Here is a 16,955-nt window from a genome sequence, read left to right as displayed (position 1 = left end):
GCTACAGGGGGCGGTGTCAGGTGGCAGGTTTGTAGCCGCTGCCGAGCTCCAGCGAGGCTGCGATCGGCCGCGAAGCGGACGCAAAACCAGGCACCGCCGAGGGCCAGTTACACCGTGCCGCCAGGTCTACGGGGCTGCGCCCCGATCGCAGCCTCGCCAAGGCTCGACAGCGGCTACAGGGGGCGGTGTCAGGTGGCAGGTTTGTAGCCGCTGCCGAGCTCCAGCGAGGCTGCGATCGGCCGCGAAGCGGACGCAAAACCAGGCACCGCGCAGAGTCAGTTACACCGCGCCGCCAGGTCTACGGGGCTGCGCCCCGATCGCAGCCTCGCCAAGGCTCGACAGCGGCTACAGGGGCGGTGAGAGGCTACAAGGGGCGGTGTCAGGCGGTGAGGGGCGGCAGGGTGCCGAGCAGGGAGACGGCGGCCACGGCGGCGAGGCCCAGCAGCCATTCCAGGGCGACGCTGGTGCGCAGGGCGCCCAGGCGCTGCTGGCAATCCTCGATCTGCAGGCGGTTGAACAGGGCCAGGGCGAACATGCCCAGCACCAGCAGTACCTTGATCAGCAGGATCAGGGCAAAGCCCGAAAATAGCGGCGTCGGCCACAGCTGCCCGGTCAGTACCCGGACGTTGATCAGGCCGGTGACCAGCAACCCGCCCACCAGCCCGTAGCCCACGCCACTGAAGCGCAGCAGAACCTGTTCCAGCGGCCGACCCTCGGGTTGCCGCAACACCATCAGCAGCACCAGCAACCCGCCGAGCCACAGGCTGACGCAGCCCAGGTGCACGATCTGGTTGAGGATCAATAACTGGCCGCTGAGACCCTCGAGCATCGCACCATGGCCCACCGGGGCGAGGGTGGCCAAGAGCAGGGCGGCGAGCGGCAGGCGCAGTGACAGGCGCTGGCCCAGGCGAGTCAGCAGCAGTATCGCCAACAGCGCATTGAGCAGCAGATGCCAGGTCCAGACCTGGCCGAAGAAGGTATTGCCCAGCACCAGGCGCAAGGTACTCGGGTCCAATGCCGCGGCGCTGCTGCCAGCCATGCTGGCGGTGATCAGCAGCAGCCAACAGACCCCACTGGCCAGGGCGGTCCAGACCAGCCAGCGGCCGAGTCGCAGCAGGCGGCGATCCAGCCCGGCCAAGGGTGCGCGCCCCAGCAGCAGGGGCCTGAACACCCAGGCCCCGAACAGCAGCAGGAGCGCCGCGAAATGCACGAAGCGGCACAGCACCAGCAGGGTCGACATCGGTTACTGGCCGACCTTGAAGCGGTAGCTGCCTTCGCTGCTGTGGGTGTCGACCGACACCGCGTGCCACTCGACCTTGTAGTCGCCGGCCGCCAGCGGCGCCGCCGGGGTCACGATCAGGGTCTTCTTGTCCGTGCCTTCGGTGGCCAGGCCTTTGACCGCCACCGGCGTGCCATCCTTGCTCAGGCTGACTTTGCTGAAGGCCGCCTCGACACCTTCGGAGAACACCAGGCGCAATTCGTTCGGTGCGCTGACGGTGCTGTCGGCCGCCGGGGTCTGGCTTTTCAGGTGGGCGTGGGCGAAGGCCGAGGAAGCGGCGACGAGAGAGGCCAGCAGGGCGCTGGCGGTCAGCAGTTTTTTCAACATGGGAAATACCTTTTGCAGTGAGTCGGGCTGTCAGTGCGCCGATGAGTATAGGGAGAGCGGCGGGGCCGCAGGATGAAACCCGGGCCCGCTTTCAGCCCGCCTTGAGGCGCATATGGATGATCGGGAACGGCCGGCCCTGGCCGTCGGTTTCCGAGCGGCCGACGTCTTCGAAACCGTAATGCCGATAAAAGCCGTGGGCCTGGGGGTTCTGTTCGTTGACGTCGACACTGAGCCGCGGCTGCAGGGTGCGGACATGGTCCAGCAGTTGCCGGCCAATGCCCTGGCCGCGATGGGCCGGTTCGATGAAGAGCATTTCCACCTTGTCGCCGGCGTTGCCGATAAAGCCGGTCGGGGTGCCGTCGGCGAGTTCCAGCAGCCAGACCTCGAGGGACGGCAGGTAGGCGTCGCGCACCAGCGGGAACAGCAGCTGGATATCGTCTTCGGCGAGAAAGTCGTGGGTCGCCCGTACCGAGCGTTCCCACAGGGCGGCGAGTGGGGCGTCGTCGGCGGCGCAGCGTTTGCGAATGTACATGAGCATGATCCATGGAGGCGTACAGGATGGCCGAAACGCGAGGCGTTCGGCGTCGGAGACGGCCTGCATGTCCGTGTCGCGAATCAACGCCTGGACGGAACACTTCAGGATCCTGGAAAGTCAGGAGGCAGCGATCCTAACCAATGAACCGCGCCGGGAAAAGCGTGGCGCAGGAAGTTTCGTTTTTGTACGAGGGCGGATGCTAGTCTTGCGGCAGACTGTTTTCAGGGAGCCCCCATGGGCAATCACAAGATCGAAATCCGTCGCAGCAACGTCGAGAAAATCCTCCTGGCGGCGGAAAAGGTATTCGCCGAAAAAGGCTTCAGCGGCACCGCCATGGCCGATATCGCCGCCGAGGTGCAGTTGCCCCGTTCCAACCTGCATTACTACTTCAGCACCAAGAGCGAGCTGTACAGCGCGGTGCTGCTGGAGCTGCTGGAGTTGTGGAAGCAGGATGCGCTGTGCTTCGAGAGGTTCGACGACCCGCGGGTGGTGCTCAGCAGCTACATCCGCGCCAAGATGAACCATTCCCGCAGCCGGCCCCATGGCTCGAAAGTCTGGGCCAACGAGATCATCCACGGCGCGCCGACCCTGGGCGAGGCGCTGGATGCCAGCCTGTACGACTGGGCGAAGATGAAGGAAGCGAAGATCCGCCAGTGGGTCGACGACCGGCGCATCCTGCCGGTGGAACCCTCGAGCCTGCTGTACATGATCTGGGCCTCGACCCAGCATTACGCCGACTTCGACCACCAGATCATGATTATCAACGACCACCAGCCGCTGTCGGACATGCAGTTCGAAAAAGCCGTGCAGACCGTGACCAGCGTGATCCTGCGGGGGATCGGGCTGGAGCCTTAAGGCACCCGCGAAACCTGTAGCCGCTGCCGAGCCCCAGCGAGGCTGCGATCGGGCGCGTAGCGGCCGCAAAACCAGGCGCCGCATTCCTCCCGGTAAAGCGCGTGGGCAGGTTTGGCGAGGACTGCGTCCTCGATCGCAGCCTCGCCGGGGCTCGGCAGCGGCTACAGGATCAGGTGCTGTGTCGGTTATCGCGGGTAAGTCGGATCGCCGCCCGCGATGAGGCCAGTGCAACCCATGCTATTTACCGGGTGAACCTCAAACCGCCTCGCGATACGGATTACGCGGATCATGCTGCCAGTCGAGGAACGGCTTGCCGGTGTCCTGGGGCACCATGTCGATGCAGTCTTGCACCGGGCAGGTGATCTGGCACAGGTTGCAGCCCACGCATTCGGCGTCGATCACTTCATATTTGTGCGTGCCGTCGGCTTGCTTGAGGCTGGCGATGGCCTGGTGCGAGGTGTCTTCGCAGGCGATATGGCAGCGGCCGCAGCCGATGCAGGCTTCCTGGTCGATCTTGGCGATCACCTGATAGTTGATATCCAGGTACTTCCAGTCGGTGGTGTTGCCTACGGCGCGGCCGGAGAAGTCCTGCAGGCTGTGGTAGCCCTGGCTGTCCATCCACCGCGACAGGCCGTCCTGCATTTCCTCGACGATACGAAAGCCGTGGAGCATCGCCGCCGTGCACACCTGCACCGCGCCGCAGCCCAGGGCGACGAATTCCGCGGCGTCGCGCCAGGTGCCGATGCCGCCGATACCGCAGATGGGCAGACCCCGGGTCTGCGGATCGCGGGCGATTTCGGCCACCATGTTCAGGGCGATGGGCTTGACCGCCGAGCCGCAATAACCGCCGTGGGTGCTCTGGCTGCCGACCATGGGGTTGGCCACCATGCGCTCCAGGTCGACGCTGGTGATGGAGTTGATGGTGTTGATCAGCGACACCGCGTCGGCGCCACCGCGGTGGGCGGCGCGGGCGGCCATGCGGATATCGGTGATGTTCGGCGTCAGCTTGACGATCACCGGCAGCGAACAATAGGTCTTGCACCAGCGGGTCACCTGCTCGACATACTCCGGCACCTGGCCCACCGCCGCGCCCATGCCCCGTTCCGGCATGCCGTGGGGGCAGCCGAAGTTCAGCTCGATGCCGTCGGCGCCAGTGGCTTCCACCCGCGGCAGGATATTTTTCCACGAGTCCTCGACGCAGGGCACCATCAGCGACACGATCAGCGCCCGGTCCGGCCAGTCCTTTTTCACCTGGGTGATTTCCCGCAGGTTGATCTCCAGGGAGCGGTCGGTGATCAGCTCGATATTGTTGATGCCCAGCACTTCGCGGTTGGGCCCGAAGTGCGCCGAGTAGCGCGACGAGACGTTGACCGCCGCCGGGTCTTCCCCGAGGGTTTTCCAGACCACGCCGCCCCAGCCGGCCTCGAAGGCGCGGACCACGTTGTAGGCTTTGTCGGTGGGCGGCGCGGAGGCCAGCCAGAACGGGTTGGGGGCCTTGATACCGGCAAACACAATCGACAGATCGGCCATTACGCAGCCTCCACGTTGAGCATGAGTTGGGCATGCATGGCCTCGGCGGCCAGCTTGCCGTGTTGCACCGCCTGCACGGTGAGGTCCTGGCCGAGGCTGACGCAGTCGCCGCCGGCATACACCCCGGGGATGCTGGTGCGCAGCTGTTCGTCTACCTGGATGCGCTCGCCGGCGCGCTTGAGTTCCCGGGCCAGCGGGTCGCTCAGGGCGGCAGGGTCGAAGGCCTGGCCGATGGCCTTGAAGATGGCGTCGGCGGCCAGCTCGAAAGTCTCGCCGGTGGTCTGCAGGCGACCCTCCACCAGCCGGGTGCGGGCGAAGCGCATGCCGCGTACCCGGCCCTGGTCGTCGAGCAGCACCTCTTCGGGCGCGGCCCAGGTCAGCAGGCGCACCTGATTGGCCTTGGCGATCTCCTGTTCGTGGTGGGTCGCGCCCATGTCCTCAAGGCCACGGCGGTACACCAGATTGACGTCATGAGCACCGAGGCGGGCCATCTGCACCGCCATGTCGATCGCGGTATTGCCGGCGCCGAGGACGATGCAGCGGTGGGCCAAAGGCAACTGGCTGAGGTCGTCGGCCTGGCGCAGTTCGCGGATGTAGTCGGTGGCGGCCAGCAGGCCGGGGGCGTCTTCATGGGCCAGCCCCAGCTGTTTACTGGCGGCCAGGCCGAGGCCGAGGAACACCGCGTCGAACTGCTGGCGCAGCTCGGTGAGGCTCAGGTTGTCGCCGAGTTTCTGCCCGTGGCGGATCTCGATGCCGCCGATCTGCAGCAGGAAATCCAGCTCCTTCTGGGCGAAGTCGTCCACCAGTTTGTACTTGGCGATCCCGTATTCGTTGAGGCCGCCGGCTTTTTCCCGGGCCTCGAATATCACCACCTCATGGCCGTGCAGGGCGCAACGGTGGGCGCAGGACAGCCCCGCCGGCCCGGTGCCGACCACGGCGATGCGCTTGCCGGTGGCGGCGGCGCGCTGGAACGGATGCTCGCTGAAGTGCGCGTTGTCCAGGGCGTAGCGCTGCAACAGGCCGATCAGTACCGGGGCGCATTCCTGGGCGTTGTTACGCACGCAGGCTTGCTGGCAGAGGATCTCCGTGGGGCACACCCGCGCGCAGCTGCCACCGAGGATATTCGCCGAGAGAATCTTCTGCGCCGCGCCCTGGACGTTGTCGGTGTGGATGTTGCGGATGAACGAGGGAATGTCGATCTCGCTGGGGCAGGCGTTGACGCAGGGCGCGTCGTAGCAATACAGGCAGCGCGAGGCCTCCAGGTGCGCCTGACGCTCGTTGAGCGGCGGCGCCAGGTCGCTGAAATGGCCGGCGAGGGTGGCCCCGTCCTCGGTGGGACGGGGCAAGTGGTTCAGGGTCTTGATCACGGTTCGGGCCTCACGGTTTTTTTATCGATTGCCTCTGACGGGCATTGTTTTTCACGAGCGGGCACAGCCATCTCGCTGACTTGCTGATCCGCCGACTTGCTGCGCCGCTCTGTAGCCGCTGTCGAGCCCCGGCGAGGCTGCGATCGGCTGCGAAGCGGCCGTAAATCCGGCTACCGCGTTTCACCTGATACACCGCACGCGCAGGGTTTGCGGCAACTGCGTTGCCGTTCGCAGCCTCGCTGCGCTCGGCAGCGGCTACAGGGTTTGCGGGGTTTGCCGGGAGCGCAGCGCCGGGGTCAGCGTTTGACGGCGGTCGGTTTGTGCCGCTCGGCGCGTTTGCTCAGCAGGTCGAACACCGCCGGGTAGGCCGGGCGTTCGAGGTAGCGCCCGGCGCCGCGTTCGGCGCGCAAGTCGCCGGCGGCCCAGACCAGCTTGCCCTGGCTGATGGTGTGGCTGGGCACGCCGCGCACGGTCTTGCCTTCGAAGATGTTGAAGTCCACCTGCTGATGGTGGGTCTTGGCCGAAATGGTGCGCGTGCCTTGCGGGTCCCAGAGCACCAGGTCGGCATCGGCGCCGACACGGATCGCGCCCTTGCGCGGGTAGAGGTTGAAGATCTTCGCCGTGTGAGTGGAGGTCAGGGCCACGAACTCCTGCATCGACAGGCGCCCCGTGTTCACCCCCTCGTCCCAGAGCACCGCCATGCGGTCTTCGATGCCGGCGGTGCCGTTGGGGATCTTGCTGAAGTCATCGCGGCCGGCGGCTTTCTGCTCGGCGCAGAAGCAGCAGTGGTCGGTGGCGGTGGTGTGCAGGTTGCCCGACTGCAGGCCATGCCACAGCGCCTGCTGATGCCCGAGCGGACGGAAGGGCGGGCTCATCACGTAGCCGGCGGCGGTCTGCCAGTCCGGGTGGCGGTACACGCTGTCGTCCAGCAGCAGATGCCCGGCCAGCACTTCGCCGTAGACCGGCTGGCCCTTGCTGCGGGCGTAGGTGATCTCGTCCAGGGCTTCCTGGGTCGAGACGTGCACCAGGTACAGCGGTGTGCCCAGGGTTTCGGCGATGCGAATGGCGCGGCTGGCGGCTTCGCCTTCCACCTGGGACGGCCGCGACAGCGGGTGGGCTTCCGGCCCGGTGATGCCCTGGGCCAGCAGCTTGCGTTGCAGGTGGTACACCAGCTCGCCGTTCTCCGCGTGCACCGTCGGCACCGCGCCCAGCTCCAGGCAGCGCTCGAAGCTCGCCACCAGGGTGTCGTCGGCGGCCATGATCGCGTTCTTGTAGGCCATGAAGTGCTTGAAGCTGTTGACCCCGTGCTGGCGCACCAGCTCGCCCATCTCCTCGCGCACCTGCTCGCTCCACCAGGTGATGGCGACGTGGAAACCGTAGTCCGACGCCGACTTCTCGGCCCAGCCGCGCCACTGGTGAAAGGCCTCCAGCAGCGACTGCTGCGGGTTGGGAATCACGAAGTCGATGATCGAGGTGGTGCCGCCGGCCAGGCCTGCCGCCGTGCCGCTGAAGAAGTCCTCGCTGGCCACGGTGCCCATGAAGGGCAACTGCATATGGGTGTGGGGATCGATGCCGCCGGGCATCAAGTACTGGCCGCTGCCGTCGAGCACTTCGCAGCCTGCGGGAATATCCAGATTGTCGCCGATGGCTCTAATCAGGCCGTCGACGCACAAAACATCGGCCGTATAACTTTCATCATGGGTAATAACGGTGGCGCCACGGATCAACAGAGACATTCCGAGTTCCTCGCAGGCATTGACCGACTTGGGCCGGTTCTAAGTGTTTTGTAGTGAGCAGGCTGCGGAATGTTTATTCCTGTCAGCGGTGTCAGGAATAGAAACTAGCTGCTGTTTTATAAATCGGCAAGATTATTTTTTATAAGCTTATATCTATATTAAGTAGTTGAAATATAAGGATTTAAAATGAAAATCCGCAAAATGGTGCAGCCTTTCACCATTTTGACGCACTTGACAGGATCGAAATATAAGCAAGATTTTCTACGGGAAATCAGCCGCTTGAAGGAGGCCTGTGGCCCATACGAAAGTTTGCAGAAAGTTGGCGTGCACCAGATTGAGTCCTGAGCCAATGGACAACTTGCCCGGCATTCGGCCTGAGTGAACCGGCAAGTTATCCGGCACAGGAAGTTGCTCAGAATAAAACTGAAGAAACATCAGTTGTTTACATGGATTTTACCGACTGCGAAGCCGCCTCGACGGGCCAGCCGGCACACTTATTGAGTGCCGCCGTCGCCAGGATGGCCGGTCGGTAAAAGTCGTCAGTTCTCCGGCCATCGCCGGGTTGGCAGCGCGTCTGCCGGCCCGTCCGATGAGCAAAATAATCAGAAGAACAATAATCAAAAGAACAGGAGCGGCCATGCAACAGAACAGATCCCAAGTGACCGAGCGTGCCGGCCTGTACGAGCTGGACGCCGGCAGCGACGTGCTCGACAGCCCCCGTTACAACCACGATATCGCGCCGACCAAGGTCCATGAGCGCACCTGGAACAAATGGCACATCACCGCGCTCTGGGTCGGCATGTCGATCTGCGTACCGACCTACACCCTGGGCGGGGTGCTCACCGCCTACTTCGGCCTCAGCGTCGGCGAGGCGCTGCTGGCGATCCTGCTGGCCAATATCGTGGTGCTGATCCCCCTGACCCTCAACGCCTTCGCCGGCACCAAGTACGGCATTCCGTTCCCGGTGCTGCTGCGTTCGTCGTTCGGCGTCATCGGCTCCAACGTGCCGTGCCTGATTCGCGCCCTGGTGGCCTGCGGCTGGTTCGGCATCCAGACCCTGTTCGGCGGCCTGGCGATCCACTTGTTCCTGGGCTCGATCTTCGACGGCTGGAAGGCCCTGGGCGGCACCGGCGAGGTGATTGGCTTCATGCTGTTCTGGACCCTCAACCTGTGGGTGGTGCTGCGCGGCGCCGAGTCGATCAAATGGCTGGAAACCCTGTCGGCGCCGCTGCTGGTATCGGTGGGCATCGGGCTGCTGGTGTGGGCCTTGCCCAGCGTGTCGCTGAGCGAGATGCTGGCGATCCCGCCCAAGCGTCCCGAGGGCGCCAGCGTCACGAGCTACTTCATGGCCGGGCTCACGGCGATGGTCGGCTTCTGGGCCACCTTGTCGCTGAACATCCCGGACTTCAGCCGCTACGCCAAGAGCCAGAAGGACCAGATCCTCGGGCAGATCTTCGGCCTGCCGCTGACCATGTTCCTGTTCGCCGCGCTGGGGGTGGTGATGACCGCCGCCTCGGTGAAGCTGGTGGGCGTCAGCGTCTCCGACCCGGTGAGCCTGATCGGCCATATCCAAAGCCCCGGCTGGGTGGCCTTGGCCATGGCGCTGATCATCATCGCCACGCTCTCGACCAACACCGCGGCGAATATCGTCTCGCCGACCAACGACTTCCAGAACATCGCGCCCAAGCTGATCGGCCGCACCACGGCGGTGATCCTCACCGGGCTTGTCGGCCTGGCGCTGATGGGCCATGAACTGCTGAAAAAGCTCGGGCTGCTGGTCTCGGACGTCAGCCTGGAGACGGTGTATTCCAACTGGCTGCTGGGCTATTCCAGCCTGCTGGGGCCCATCGCCGGGATCATGGTGGTGGACTATTTCATCATCCGCAGACAGCAACTGGACCTGGCCGGGCTGTACCGCGACGACGTCTACCCGGCGTGGAACTGGCACGGCTTCATCGCCTTCGGCGTGCCGGTGGTGCTGACCCTGCTGTCCCTGGGCAGCGATGCGTTCAGCTGGTTCTACAGCTATGGCTGGTTCACCGGCTCGGCCCTGGGCGGCTTGCTCTATTACGGCCTGTGCACGATGCGCAGCCCGCAGGCCGTGGGCGCCAAGACGCCGGTGTGAAGCGTTAAAAGCATCAGCCACCGCAAAGACTCCAGACGAGCGCAACCCTCGTCAACGACAACCAGAAACGCCTGAGGAGATCACCATGAACGCTGCCGTCGACGTTCTGCAATCCAGCCACCGGCATATCAACCGCGACCGCCTGTGGCAGTCGCTTATGGCGCTGGCCCGGCTCGGGGCCACGGTCAAGGGCGGGGTCTGTCGCCTGGCCCTGACCGACCTCGATCGCCAGGCCCGGGACCTGTTCGTACAGTGGTGCGAGGAGGCGGGGTGCACCGTCACCGTGGACGGCATCGGCAATATCTTCGCCCGCCGCCCGGGGCGCAACCCGCAGCTGCCGGCGGTGATGACCGGCAGCCATATCGACACCCAGCCCACCGGCGGCAAGTTCGACGGCTGCTTCGGCGTGCTGGCCGGCGTGGAAGTGCTGCGCACCCTCAACGACCTCGGGGTGGAAACCGAAGCGCCGCTGGAAGTGGTGGTGTGGACCAACGAGGAGGGCTCGCGCTTTCCGCCGTGCATGATGGGCTCCGGGGTGTTCGCCGAGAAGTTCACCCTGGAAGAGACCCTGGCCAAGACCGACGCCGACGGCGTGAGCGTGGGCGAGGCGCTGAACGCCATCGGTTATGCCGGCAGCCGCCAGGTCAGCGGGCACAAGGTGGGGGCCTACTTCGAAGCCCATATCGAGCAGGGGCCGATCCTCGAGGACGAAAAGAAGACCATAGGCGTGGTGCTCGGCGCCCTCGGCCAGAAGTGGTTCGACCTCAAGCTGCGCGGCGTCGAAGCCCACGCCGGCCCGACCCCGATGCACCTGCGCAAGGACGCCCTGGTGGGCGCGGCGGCGGTGGTGGCGGCGGTCAATCGCGCGGCCCTCGGCCACCAGCCCCATGCCTGCGGCACCGTGGGTTGCCTGCAGGCCTATCCCGGCTCGCGCAATGTGATTCCGGGCGAGGTGCGCATGACCCTGGACTTCCGCCATCTGCAACCGGCGCGCCTGGACTCGATGATCGCCGAGGTGCGCCAGGTGATCGACAGCACCTGCCAGGCCCATGGCCTGACCTATGAAATGCTGCCCACCGCGGACTTCCCACCGCTGTACTTCGACCCGGTCTGTGTCGACGCGGTGCGCGGTGCGGCCCAGGGGCTGGGCCTGTCCCATATGGATATTGTCAGCGGCGCCGGCCACGACGCGATCTTCGTTGCCGAACTGGGCCCGGCCGGGATGATCTTCGTGCCCTGCGAAGGTGGCATCAGCCACAACGAAATCGAGAACGCCGATCCCGACGACCTGGCTGCTGGCTGCGCGGTGCTGCTACGGGCGATGCTGGCGGCGTCCCAGGCGGTGGCCCGGCGTAGCTGAGTGGAAGCAAGCCGCTGCTGCGACTCTTTTACCGTCGCGGCAGCGGCCACAAGGTGCGTACACTGGGCGAATTTCTTGTCATGGACGCGTGAAACATGCACCGGATGGCGCTCTGTCTGGCCCTGGCCCTCAGCCTGGGCGGTTGTATCGATTACAAATGGGGCCACGACTGGAAGGCCGACAATCCGGGGGGCTGGCAAGACGCAAGCGTGGTCGGTTTCGATAAAGGCACGGCGTTCCAGCTGGCCTGCGGGGGCAGTCAGTTGTATGTGAACGTGGATACCCGCGCCTCCCATCAGCTTTTGTCGCTGTTCTTCGTCCCGTTGTTTTTCGCTTCGGACGATGACGGCCATGTTGAGATCAGGGCCAGTCACCCGAGCCTGGCGGCCTGTTCTTCACCTGCGCAAAACCCTCTGCTGGTGAAAATGGACAACCAGCCCATTCAGGCTGTCGGCTTCCCGCTGCGTAGCGGCGAAGGCTTGTGCATCATCAACCTGGATGCGCGCGAGTTGCAGGGCAAGCAGTTGTCGATCGAGGTCAACCAGGCCGTGCTGCCCTGCGCGGTGGCGCCGATGACCCTGAAAAAGGACCGCTTCTTCTGCATGCGGGCTACACAATTCGGCGGCTCGACGCCTTGCGGCAGGTAGCCGAACAGCAAGGCCCTGCGGGCCTTATCGCAGCCTCGCGTTGCTCGGCAGCGGCTACAGGGTCTGTGGCGAGCTGGTTTTTTGTAGCCGCTGCGCAGGCTGCGATCGCCCGGAACGGGCGCGGCGGTCGCAAGGCCGATGAAGGGCTGCCGGCCGCAGCTAAGCTAATTCCTAAAAAGTATTTATTTCTAAATTCTTAGATCGATTAGCTTTTAGCGACTTTCCTCTCCCAGAAGGTCCGCTCCCATGCGCCTGCCCTTTGCTTTGCGTCGTAGCTTGTCGATCACCGCCCTGGCCGGTCTGGCGCTGGGCCTGGCCTTCAACGCCCAGGCCGATACCGACTTGCGTATCGGCTATCAGAAATCCTCGACCCTGCTGGCGGTGCTCAAGGCCCAGGGCACCTTGGAAAAACAGCTGGCGGGGCAGGGGGTGAACATCATCTGGCACGAGTTCACCAGCGGCCTGCCGCTGGCGGAATCGCTGAACGTGGGCAACGTCGATATCAGCGCCGACGTGGCCGACACGGTGCCGGTGTTCGCCCAGGCCGCCGGCGCCAAGCTGACCTATTTCGCCACGGAAACCCCGTCGCCGGCAGCGCAGTCCATCGTCGTTCCCAAGGACTCAACCCTCAAATCCCTGGCCGACCTCAAGGGCAAGCGCGTCGCCGTGACCAAGGCCGCCGGCAGCCACTACCTGCTGATCGCCGCACTGCGCGAAGCCGGCCTGAGCTTTGCCGATATCCAACCGGTGTACCTGACCCCGGCCGATGGCCGCGCCGCCCTGGAGACGGCCAAGGTCGACGCCTGGGTCACCTGGGAACCCTTTGTCGCCAGCGCCGAACGCCAGCAGGGCGCGCGGGTGCTGCACGACGGCCAGGGGCTGGCCAGCTACCGGCGTTATTACCTGGCGTCCAACGATTACGCCAAGGCCCACCCCGAAGTGCTGCAGCAGGTGTTCGCCCAGTTGCAGAAGACTGGCGCCTGGGTCAAGGCGCACCCGGCCGAGGCGGCGAAACTGCTCGGCCCGCTGTGGGGCAACCTCGATGCGCCGACCGTGGAACTGGCCAACAGCCGCCGCACCTACCAGGTGGAAAGGGTGCAGCCGGATGCCCTGGGCGAGCAGCAGAAAATCGCCGATGCCTTCTACCAGGAGAAGCTCCTGCCCAAGCCGGTGGACGCCCGCGCGGTGCAATTGTGGAGCCCCAAGTCTTTGTGATTGACCGAGCCGGCTAGCCGGCTGCTGCGAACCGATTGCCTTTTTCTTTTTCACCGCCGGCCACGCCATCCCGCGCCCGGCGTCAGGAGTTGCCGTGTCTGCCGTTCACCCCCAAGAGGCTTTTGCCGTTCCAGCATCGCTCGCCGCGCCACCGATCAACGCCGAGGTGGTGCTGGAACTGCGCGATCTGACCAAGCGCTACGGCCGCGGCGCCCAGGCGCCGAAACCGGCGGTGGAGCAGGTCAGCCTCCAGGTCCGCCGCGGCGAAGTGCTGTGCCTGATGGGCACTTCCGGCAGTGGCAAATCCACTTTGCTGCGGCATATCAACCGACTGATCGAACCCAGCAGCGGCGAGGTGCTGATCGACGGCGCGGCGATCAGCCAGCTGTCGGCCAAGGCGCTGCGCACCCTGCGTTCGCGGCGCATCGGCATGGTCTTCCAGCACTTCGGCCTGTTGCCCCACCGCACGGTGCGCGACAACGTCGCCTTGCCCCTGGAGCTGCGCGGCGAAGCCGAAGCCCTGCGCCACGCCGCGGCCGACGTGCAGCTCAAGGCCATGGGCCTGGACGGCTGGGGCGAGCACTACCCCCATGAATTGTCCGGCGGCATGCAGCAGCGGGTCGGCCTGGCCCGGGCGCTGGTCAGCGAGCCGGACATCCTGCTGATGGACGAACCTTTCAGCGCCCTCGACCCGACCATTCGCCGGGATCTGCAACGACACTTTCTCGAGGTGGTACGCCAGCGCGGCATCACCACCTTGCTGGTGACCCACGACCCGGTGGAAGCCCTGCGTCTGGCCGACCGCATCGCGGTGTTGCGTCAGGGGCATTTGATCCAGCTGGGCACGCCGGCGGAACTGCTGGAGCAGCCGGCGGACGCCGAAGTCGCGGACTTCTTTCAAGAGCACGGAGCCCGTAGCGACAGGGCTGTCGCGGCGCCTGTCGCTTCGCCCGAAACGGCGGCGGCTCCGGTACCTGCCAGAGCGGGATGGTCTTTCTGGCAGGCGCTGTTGCTGGGGCCGGCGGCCTTGGCTGCCAGCGGGCATGGCGCGCTCTATTGGTTGGGCTTTGCCCTGGAGTTGGCGGCGGTGAGTGCCGTGGGGCAGTGGTTGGCGACCGCCAGCCTGGCCTGGGGTGGATTGGCGATGCTCGGCCTGCTGCTCAGCCGCCTGCTCAGCGTGACCCTGGCCCGCCAGACAAGCCGCCAGGGCCGCTCCGACTGGCGCTTGCCGTGGCTGGTGTTGCTGCTATGCCAGGCCCTGGTTCTGTGGCGCGTCGTGGCCGCCGACCCCAGCGGCCCCTGGCTGCAGTTTCCCGCCGACCGCCAGGCGCTGTTGGGCACCGCAGCGGCCATCGACCAGTTGATCGGCTGGTCCCAGGTCACCTTCGAAAGCACCTTCGTCGGGGTGATCGTCGCCGTGCGCACGGTGATCGAGAGCATCGAAAGCCTGCTCGGCTGGCTGCCCTGGCCGGTGCCGGCCCTGGCGCTGGTGCTGCTGGCCTGGCGCAGCGCCGGCTGGACCCTAGCCCTGACCAGCGCCGCGGCCTTGCTCTATATCGGCCTGTTCGGTTTCTGGGAGCGGACCATCGCCACCCTGGCCCTGGTGGGCTCCTCGGTGCTGATCTCGCTGCTGCTCGGGGTGCCCGCCGGCATCCTCCTGGCCAAGCGCGCCCTGGCGCGACGGTTGATCACGCCCTTGCTCGACGTGATGCAGACCCTGCCGACCTTCGTGTACCTGATCCCGGCGGTGGCGTTCTTCTCGGTGGGCAAGACCCCGGCGGTGATCGCCACGGTGATCTTCGCCCTGGCGCCGATGATCCGCCTGACCGCCTTAGGGATTCAGGAAGTGCCCAGGAGCGCCGTGGAAGCAGCCCTGGCCCACGGCGCCACGCCGTGGCAGATCCTGACCAAGGTCGAGTTGCCCCTGGCCGCCGGCTCCTTGTTGCTGGGGATCAACCAGACCCTGGTGATGAGCCTGTCGATGGTGGTGGTCGCCGCGCTGATCGGCGCCGGCGGCCTGGGCTACGACGTGATGACCGCGCTGCGCAATATCAAGGGCGGCGAGGGCATGTTGGCCGGGGCGGCCATCGTGTTCTGCGCGCTGATTCCCGACCGCATCATTCAAGCGACCCTGCGTCAGCGGGATCGCGCTTTTACGCACAAGTGAGGTGTTCCTTGAGTCATTCCATTTCCCGTACCCTCGGCGCCGCCGCGCTGCTTCTGGGGCTGGCCCTGCCGGCCCTGGCCAAGGACAAGATCGTCATCGGCGAACAGAACTGGACCGGCGCCATCGCCATCCAGAACATCCTCGGCGAAGTGATCAAAAGCCGCCTCGACGGCGAGGTGTCGTACCTGGCCGGCGACATCCCGGTGCTGTTCGCCGCCGCGGCCAAGGGCGACGGCTCGGTGGACGTGCTGACCGATATCTGGCTGCCTAATCAGTCCGCCGCCTGGGCCAAGTACGTCACTGGCGGCACCCGTTCCCTGGTGCCGAACAAGCAGCCCTACCTTGGGGTGCAGGGGTTCTACATTCCCGGCTACCTGCAGGACAAATACGGCGTGAAGTCGGTCTACGACCTGCAGAAACCGGAAGTGGCCAAGCTCTTCGAGCCCCTGGGCGGCGGCAAGGCGCAACTGCTGGTGGGCCCGGCGGGCTGGGAGTCGACCTATATCGGCGAGATCAAGGCCAAGGATTTCGGCTTCGCCGACAAATTCGAATCGGTGTCCACCGAAGCCGCGGTGACCTACGCCAAGCTCGCCGCGGCCTATAAGGCTCAGCGTGGCGTGGTGTTCTACGCCTACACCCCGGACTGGATCTTCTCCGCCTTCGACCTGCGGCGCCTGGACGAGCCGGCGTTCGACGGTTACGCCCAGGACAACAAGAAGGGCGACCCGCTGTACAAGGCCGATGGCTGCTGGAAATTCGTCAGCCCGACGGTGGACGCCGACTGGCTGAACCAGAGCAAGATCACCTGCGCCTACCCGGATGCGCGGGTCTATGTCCTGGCCTCCAGCGCCTTGCAGAAACGCGCGCCGCGGATCGCCGCCTTCCTGGAAAACTTCAGCATCGAGCCGCAGGCGCTCAACGATCTGATCCTCAAGATCGAGAAGGAGCAGCAACCGCCGGTGGAAGCGGCCAAGGCCTGGGTCGCGGCCCATCCGCAGATCGTCGATGGCTGGCTGGGGGCTAGCGGTGAAAAGGTGGGGGTGGCGCAATGAGCGGGGAACAGGTGAGCGGTATTCAACAGGCGACCTTCGGCGCCGGTTGCTTCTGGGGCGCGGAGGCGGCGTTCCGCGCTTTGCCGGGAGTGGTGGACAGCCGTGTGGGCTATGCCTCGGAGCTGGGGGCCGAGTCGATTCGGATCGAGGTGGTGCAGGTGGATTTCGATCCACGGGTGATGGGGTATTCAAGCCTGATCGAGCACTTCTGGGATTTGCATGATCCGACTTCGGTGGATCGGCAGGGGGAGCATGGCGGGGTGAAATACCGGTCGGCGATTTTTCATGCCGATGGGGCGCAGGCCGAGCAGGCGCGGGCGGCCAAGGCGGCCCTGGAGGGTTCGGGGCGGCTGGGTAAGCCGGTGGTTACGGTGGTAGTGCCGTTGGGGCGGTTTGAGTTGGCGGATGAGGGGCATCAGCGGTATCTGGAGAGGAATGGGTTGAGTAGTTGCCATATTTGAGGCGACTCAGGTTCAAGGCTTCTGTAGGAGCAGCCGGTCGACGCTCGATTGCTCGCGATGGCGTCTGGGCTGGCGATGAGTTTTTTGGATGGGGTACATATCCCTTGCTGGGGATGTATGACGGGAAGGGGAAGCAGGTAGCGAGTGCTCATGGTTTCGAGTGCATACCGGGGTAACAGCGCTTCTCGCGCTGCCCAAACCAGGATATTTCACTCAATAGAAAGAGAACCGGCTGACAGCAAATTCATGAAGGAGAGCTCGATGATGAGGCTCTGAATACTTCAAGCGGAGCCTTCTTT

Annotated in this window: 15 protein-coding genes; 9 read left to right on the top strand and 6 right to left on the bottom strand. The window is 65.2% G+C overall.

The window, feature by feature from the left end:
* Window positions 1-379 precede the first annotated feature (379 nt).
* The 3 genes from copD to ACQKQA_RS14475 form a co-directional block, all read right to left on the bottom strand.
* Window positions 380-1,240 carry a copper homeostasis membrane protein CopD gene (copD, locus tag ACQKQA_RS14485; protein WP_427558486.1) on the bottom strand — a complete coding sequence of 287 codons (861 nt, stop codon included), beginning with the start codon at window positions 1,238-1,240 and terminating at the stop codon, window positions 380-382.
* Window positions 1,241-1,243: 3 nt separating this feature from the next.
* Window positions 1,244-1,606: a copper homeostasis periplasmic binding protein CopC gene (copC, locus tag ACQKQA_RS14480; protein WP_427558482.1), complete on the bottom strand. Its 363-nt coding sequence runs from the start codon at window positions 1,604-1,606 to the stop codon at window positions 1,244-1,246.
* Window positions 1,607-1,697: 91 nt separating this feature from the next.
* Entirely contained in the window at window positions 1,698-2,138 is a 441-nt protein-coding gene (locus ACQKQA_RS14475) for an acetyltransferase (protein WP_427558479.1), read from the bottom strand.
* A 237-nt stretch (window positions 2,139-2,375) separates the two neighbouring features.
* On the opposite strand from ACQKQA_RS14475, the gene ACQKQA_RS14470 reads away from it, so the two are divergent.
* On the top strand, window positions 2,376-2,996 hold the full coding sequence (locus tag ACQKQA_RS14470) for a TetR/AcrR family transcriptional regulator (protein WP_427558476.1): 621 nt from the start codon (window positions 2,376-2,378) through the stop codon (window positions 2,994-2,996).
* A 255-nt stretch (window positions 2,997-3,251) separates the two neighbouring features.
* On the opposite strand, the gene preA is transcribed toward ACQKQA_RS14470, so the two are convergent.
* The 3 genes from preA to hydA all read right to left on the bottom strand — a co-directional run bounded on the left by preA (window position 3,252) and on the right by hydA (window position 7,629).
* The gene (gene preA, locus ACQKQA_RS14465; RefSeq protein WP_427558473.1) at window positions 3,252-4,526 is read right to left on the bottom strand and encodes an NAD-dependent dihydropyrimidine dehydrogenase subunit PreA; all 1,275 of its coding nucleotides are present in this window, start codon (window positions 4,524-4,526) and stop codon (window positions 3,252-3,254) included.
* A complete protein-coding gene (locus ACQKQA_RS14460; protein WP_427558470.1) occupies window positions 4,526-5,893 on the bottom strand; it encodes an NAD(P)-dependent oxidoreductase in 1,368 nt (455 codons plus the stop codon). Before ACQKQA_RS14460 ends, preA begins: the two co-directional genes overlap by 1 nt.
* 296 nt (window positions 5,894-6,189) lie before the next feature.
* Complete coding sequence (gene hydA, locus ACQKQA_RS14455) at window positions 6,190-7,629, bottom strand: dihydropyrimidinase (protein ID WP_427558466.1); 1,440 nt, start codon at window positions 7,627-7,629, stop codon at window positions 6,190-6,192.
* 186 nt (window positions 7,630-7,815) lie between these two features.
* On the opposite strand from hydA, the gene ACQKQA_RS14450 reads away from it, so the two are divergent.
* From ACQKQA_RS14450 to msrA, 8 genes are all read left to right on the top strand, one after another.
* The gene (locus ACQKQA_RS14450) at window positions 7,816-7,974 is read left to right on the top strand and encodes a hypothetical protein (RefSeq protein ID WP_427558463.1); all 159 of its coding nucleotides are present in this window, start codon (window positions 7,816-7,818) and stop codon (window positions 7,972-7,974) included.
* Between the two features lie 292 nt (window positions 7,975-8,266).
* On the top strand, window positions 8,267-9,754 hold the full coding sequence (locus ACQKQA_RS14445; protein ID WP_427558460.1) for an NCS1 family nucleobase:cation symporter-1: 1,488 nt from the start codon (window positions 8,267-8,269) through the stop codon (window positions 9,752-9,754).
* Window positions 9,755-9,839: 85 nt separating this feature from the next.
* On the top strand, window positions 9,840-11,114 hold the full coding sequence (locus tag ACQKQA_RS14440; RefSeq protein ID WP_427558457.1) for a Zn-dependent hydrolase: 1,275 nt from the start codon (window positions 9,840-9,842) through the stop codon (window positions 11,112-11,114).
* Window positions 11,115-11,209: 95 nt separating this feature from the next.
* On the top strand, window positions 11,210-11,761 hold the full coding sequence (locus ACQKQA_RS14435; protein ID WP_427558454.1) for a hypothetical protein: 552 nt from the start codon (window positions 11,210-11,212) through the stop codon (window positions 11,759-11,761).
* A 246-nt stretch (window positions 11,762-12,007) separates the two neighbouring features.
* Complete coding sequence (locus ACQKQA_RS14430; RefSeq protein ID WP_427558451.1) at window positions 12,008-12,976, top strand: aliphatic sulfonate ABC transporter substrate-binding protein; 969 nt, start codon at window positions 12,008-12,010, stop codon at window positions 12,974-12,976.
* Between the two features lie 94 nt (window positions 12,977-13,070).
* Window positions 13,071-15,143, top strand: coding sequence for an ATP-binding cassette domain-containing protein (locus ACQKQA_RS14425; RefSeq protein WP_427558449.1), 2,073 nt, complete (start codon window positions 13,071-13,073; stop codon window positions 15,141-15,143).
* Window positions 15,140-16,195 (top strand): glycine betaine ABC transporter substrate-binding protein, encoded by a 1,056-nt coding sequence (locus tag ACQKQA_RS14420; protein ID WP_427558446.1) that lies wholly within the window; start codon window positions 15,140-15,142, stop codon window positions 16,193-16,195. The genes ACQKQA_RS14425 and ACQKQA_RS14420 overlap by 4 nt, the downstream gene beginning before the upstream one ends.
* Window positions 16,192-16,656 (top strand): peptide-methionine (S)-S-oxide reductase MsrA, encoded by a 465-nt coding sequence (gene msrA / locus ACQKQA_RS14415; RefSeq protein ID WP_427558443.1) that lies wholly within the window; start codon window positions 16,192-16,194, stop codon window positions 16,654-16,656. The genes ACQKQA_RS14420 and msrA overlap by 4 nt, the downstream gene beginning before the upstream one ends.
* The last annotated feature ends 299 nt before the right edge of the window (window positions 16,657-16,955 follow it).

Origin of the sequence: Pseudomonas sp. NPDC089530, assembly GCF_050280705.1 — a bacterium.
Lineage (GTDB): Bacteria > Pseudomonadota > Gammaproteobacteria > Pseudomonadales > Pseudomonadaceae > Aquipseudomonas.
Note: the sequence above shows the minus strand (reverse complement) of the source record. Positions and strands in the feature narration are given on the sequence as shown.

What these genes read in the sequence shown, in the direction of transcription:
- copD (WP_427558486.1), bottom strand. Translation starts at nt 1,240, where the DNA reads ATGTCGACCCTGCTGGTGCTGTGCCGCTTCGTGCATTTCGCGGCGCTC.
- copC (WP_427558482.1), bottom strand. Translation starts at nt 1,606, where the DNA reads ATGTTGAAAAAACTGCTGACCGCCAGCGCCCTGCTGGCCTCTCTCGTC.
- ACQKQA_RS14475 (WP_427558479.1), bottom strand. Translation starts at nt 2,138, where the DNA reads ATGTACATTCGCAAACGCTGCGCCGCCGACGACGCCCCACTCGCCGCC.
- ACQKQA_RS14470 (WP_427558476.1), top strand. Translation starts at nt 2,376, where the DNA reads ATGGGCAATCACAAGATCGAAATCCGTCGCAGCAACGTCGAGAAAATC.
- preA (WP_427558473.1), bottom strand. Translation starts at nt 4,526, where the DNA reads ATGGCCGATCTGTCGATTGTGTTTGCCGGTATCAAGGCCCCCAACCCG.
- hydA (WP_427558466.1), bottom strand. Translation starts at nt 7,629, where the DNA reads ATGTCTCTGTTGATCCGTGGCGCCACCGTTATTACCCATGATGAAAGT.
- ACQKQA_RS14450 (WP_427558463.1), top strand. Translation starts at nt 7,816, where the DNA reads ATGAAAATCCGCAAAATGGTGCAGCCTTTCACCATTTTGACGCACTTG.
- ACQKQA_RS14445 (WP_427558460.1), top strand. Translation starts at nt 8,267, where the DNA reads ATGCAACAGAACAGATCCCAAGTGACCGAGCGTGCCGGCCTGTACGAG.
- ACQKQA_RS14440 (WP_427558457.1), top strand. Translation starts at nt 9,840, where the DNA reads ATGAACGCTGCCGTCGACGTTCTGCAATCCAGCCACCGGCATATCAAC.
- ACQKQA_RS14435 (WP_427558454.1), top strand. Translation starts at nt 11,210, where the DNA reads ATGCACCGGATGGCGCTCTGTCTGGCCCTGGCCCTCAGCCTGGGCGGT.
- ACQKQA_RS14430 (WP_427558451.1), top strand. Translation starts at nt 12,008, where the DNA reads ATGCGCCTGCCCTTTGCTTTGCGTCGTAGCTTGTCGATCACCGCCCTG.
- msrA (WP_427558443.1), top strand. Translation starts at nt 16,192, where the DNA reads ATGAGCGGGGAACAGGTGAGCGGTATTCAACAGGCGACCTTCGGCGCC.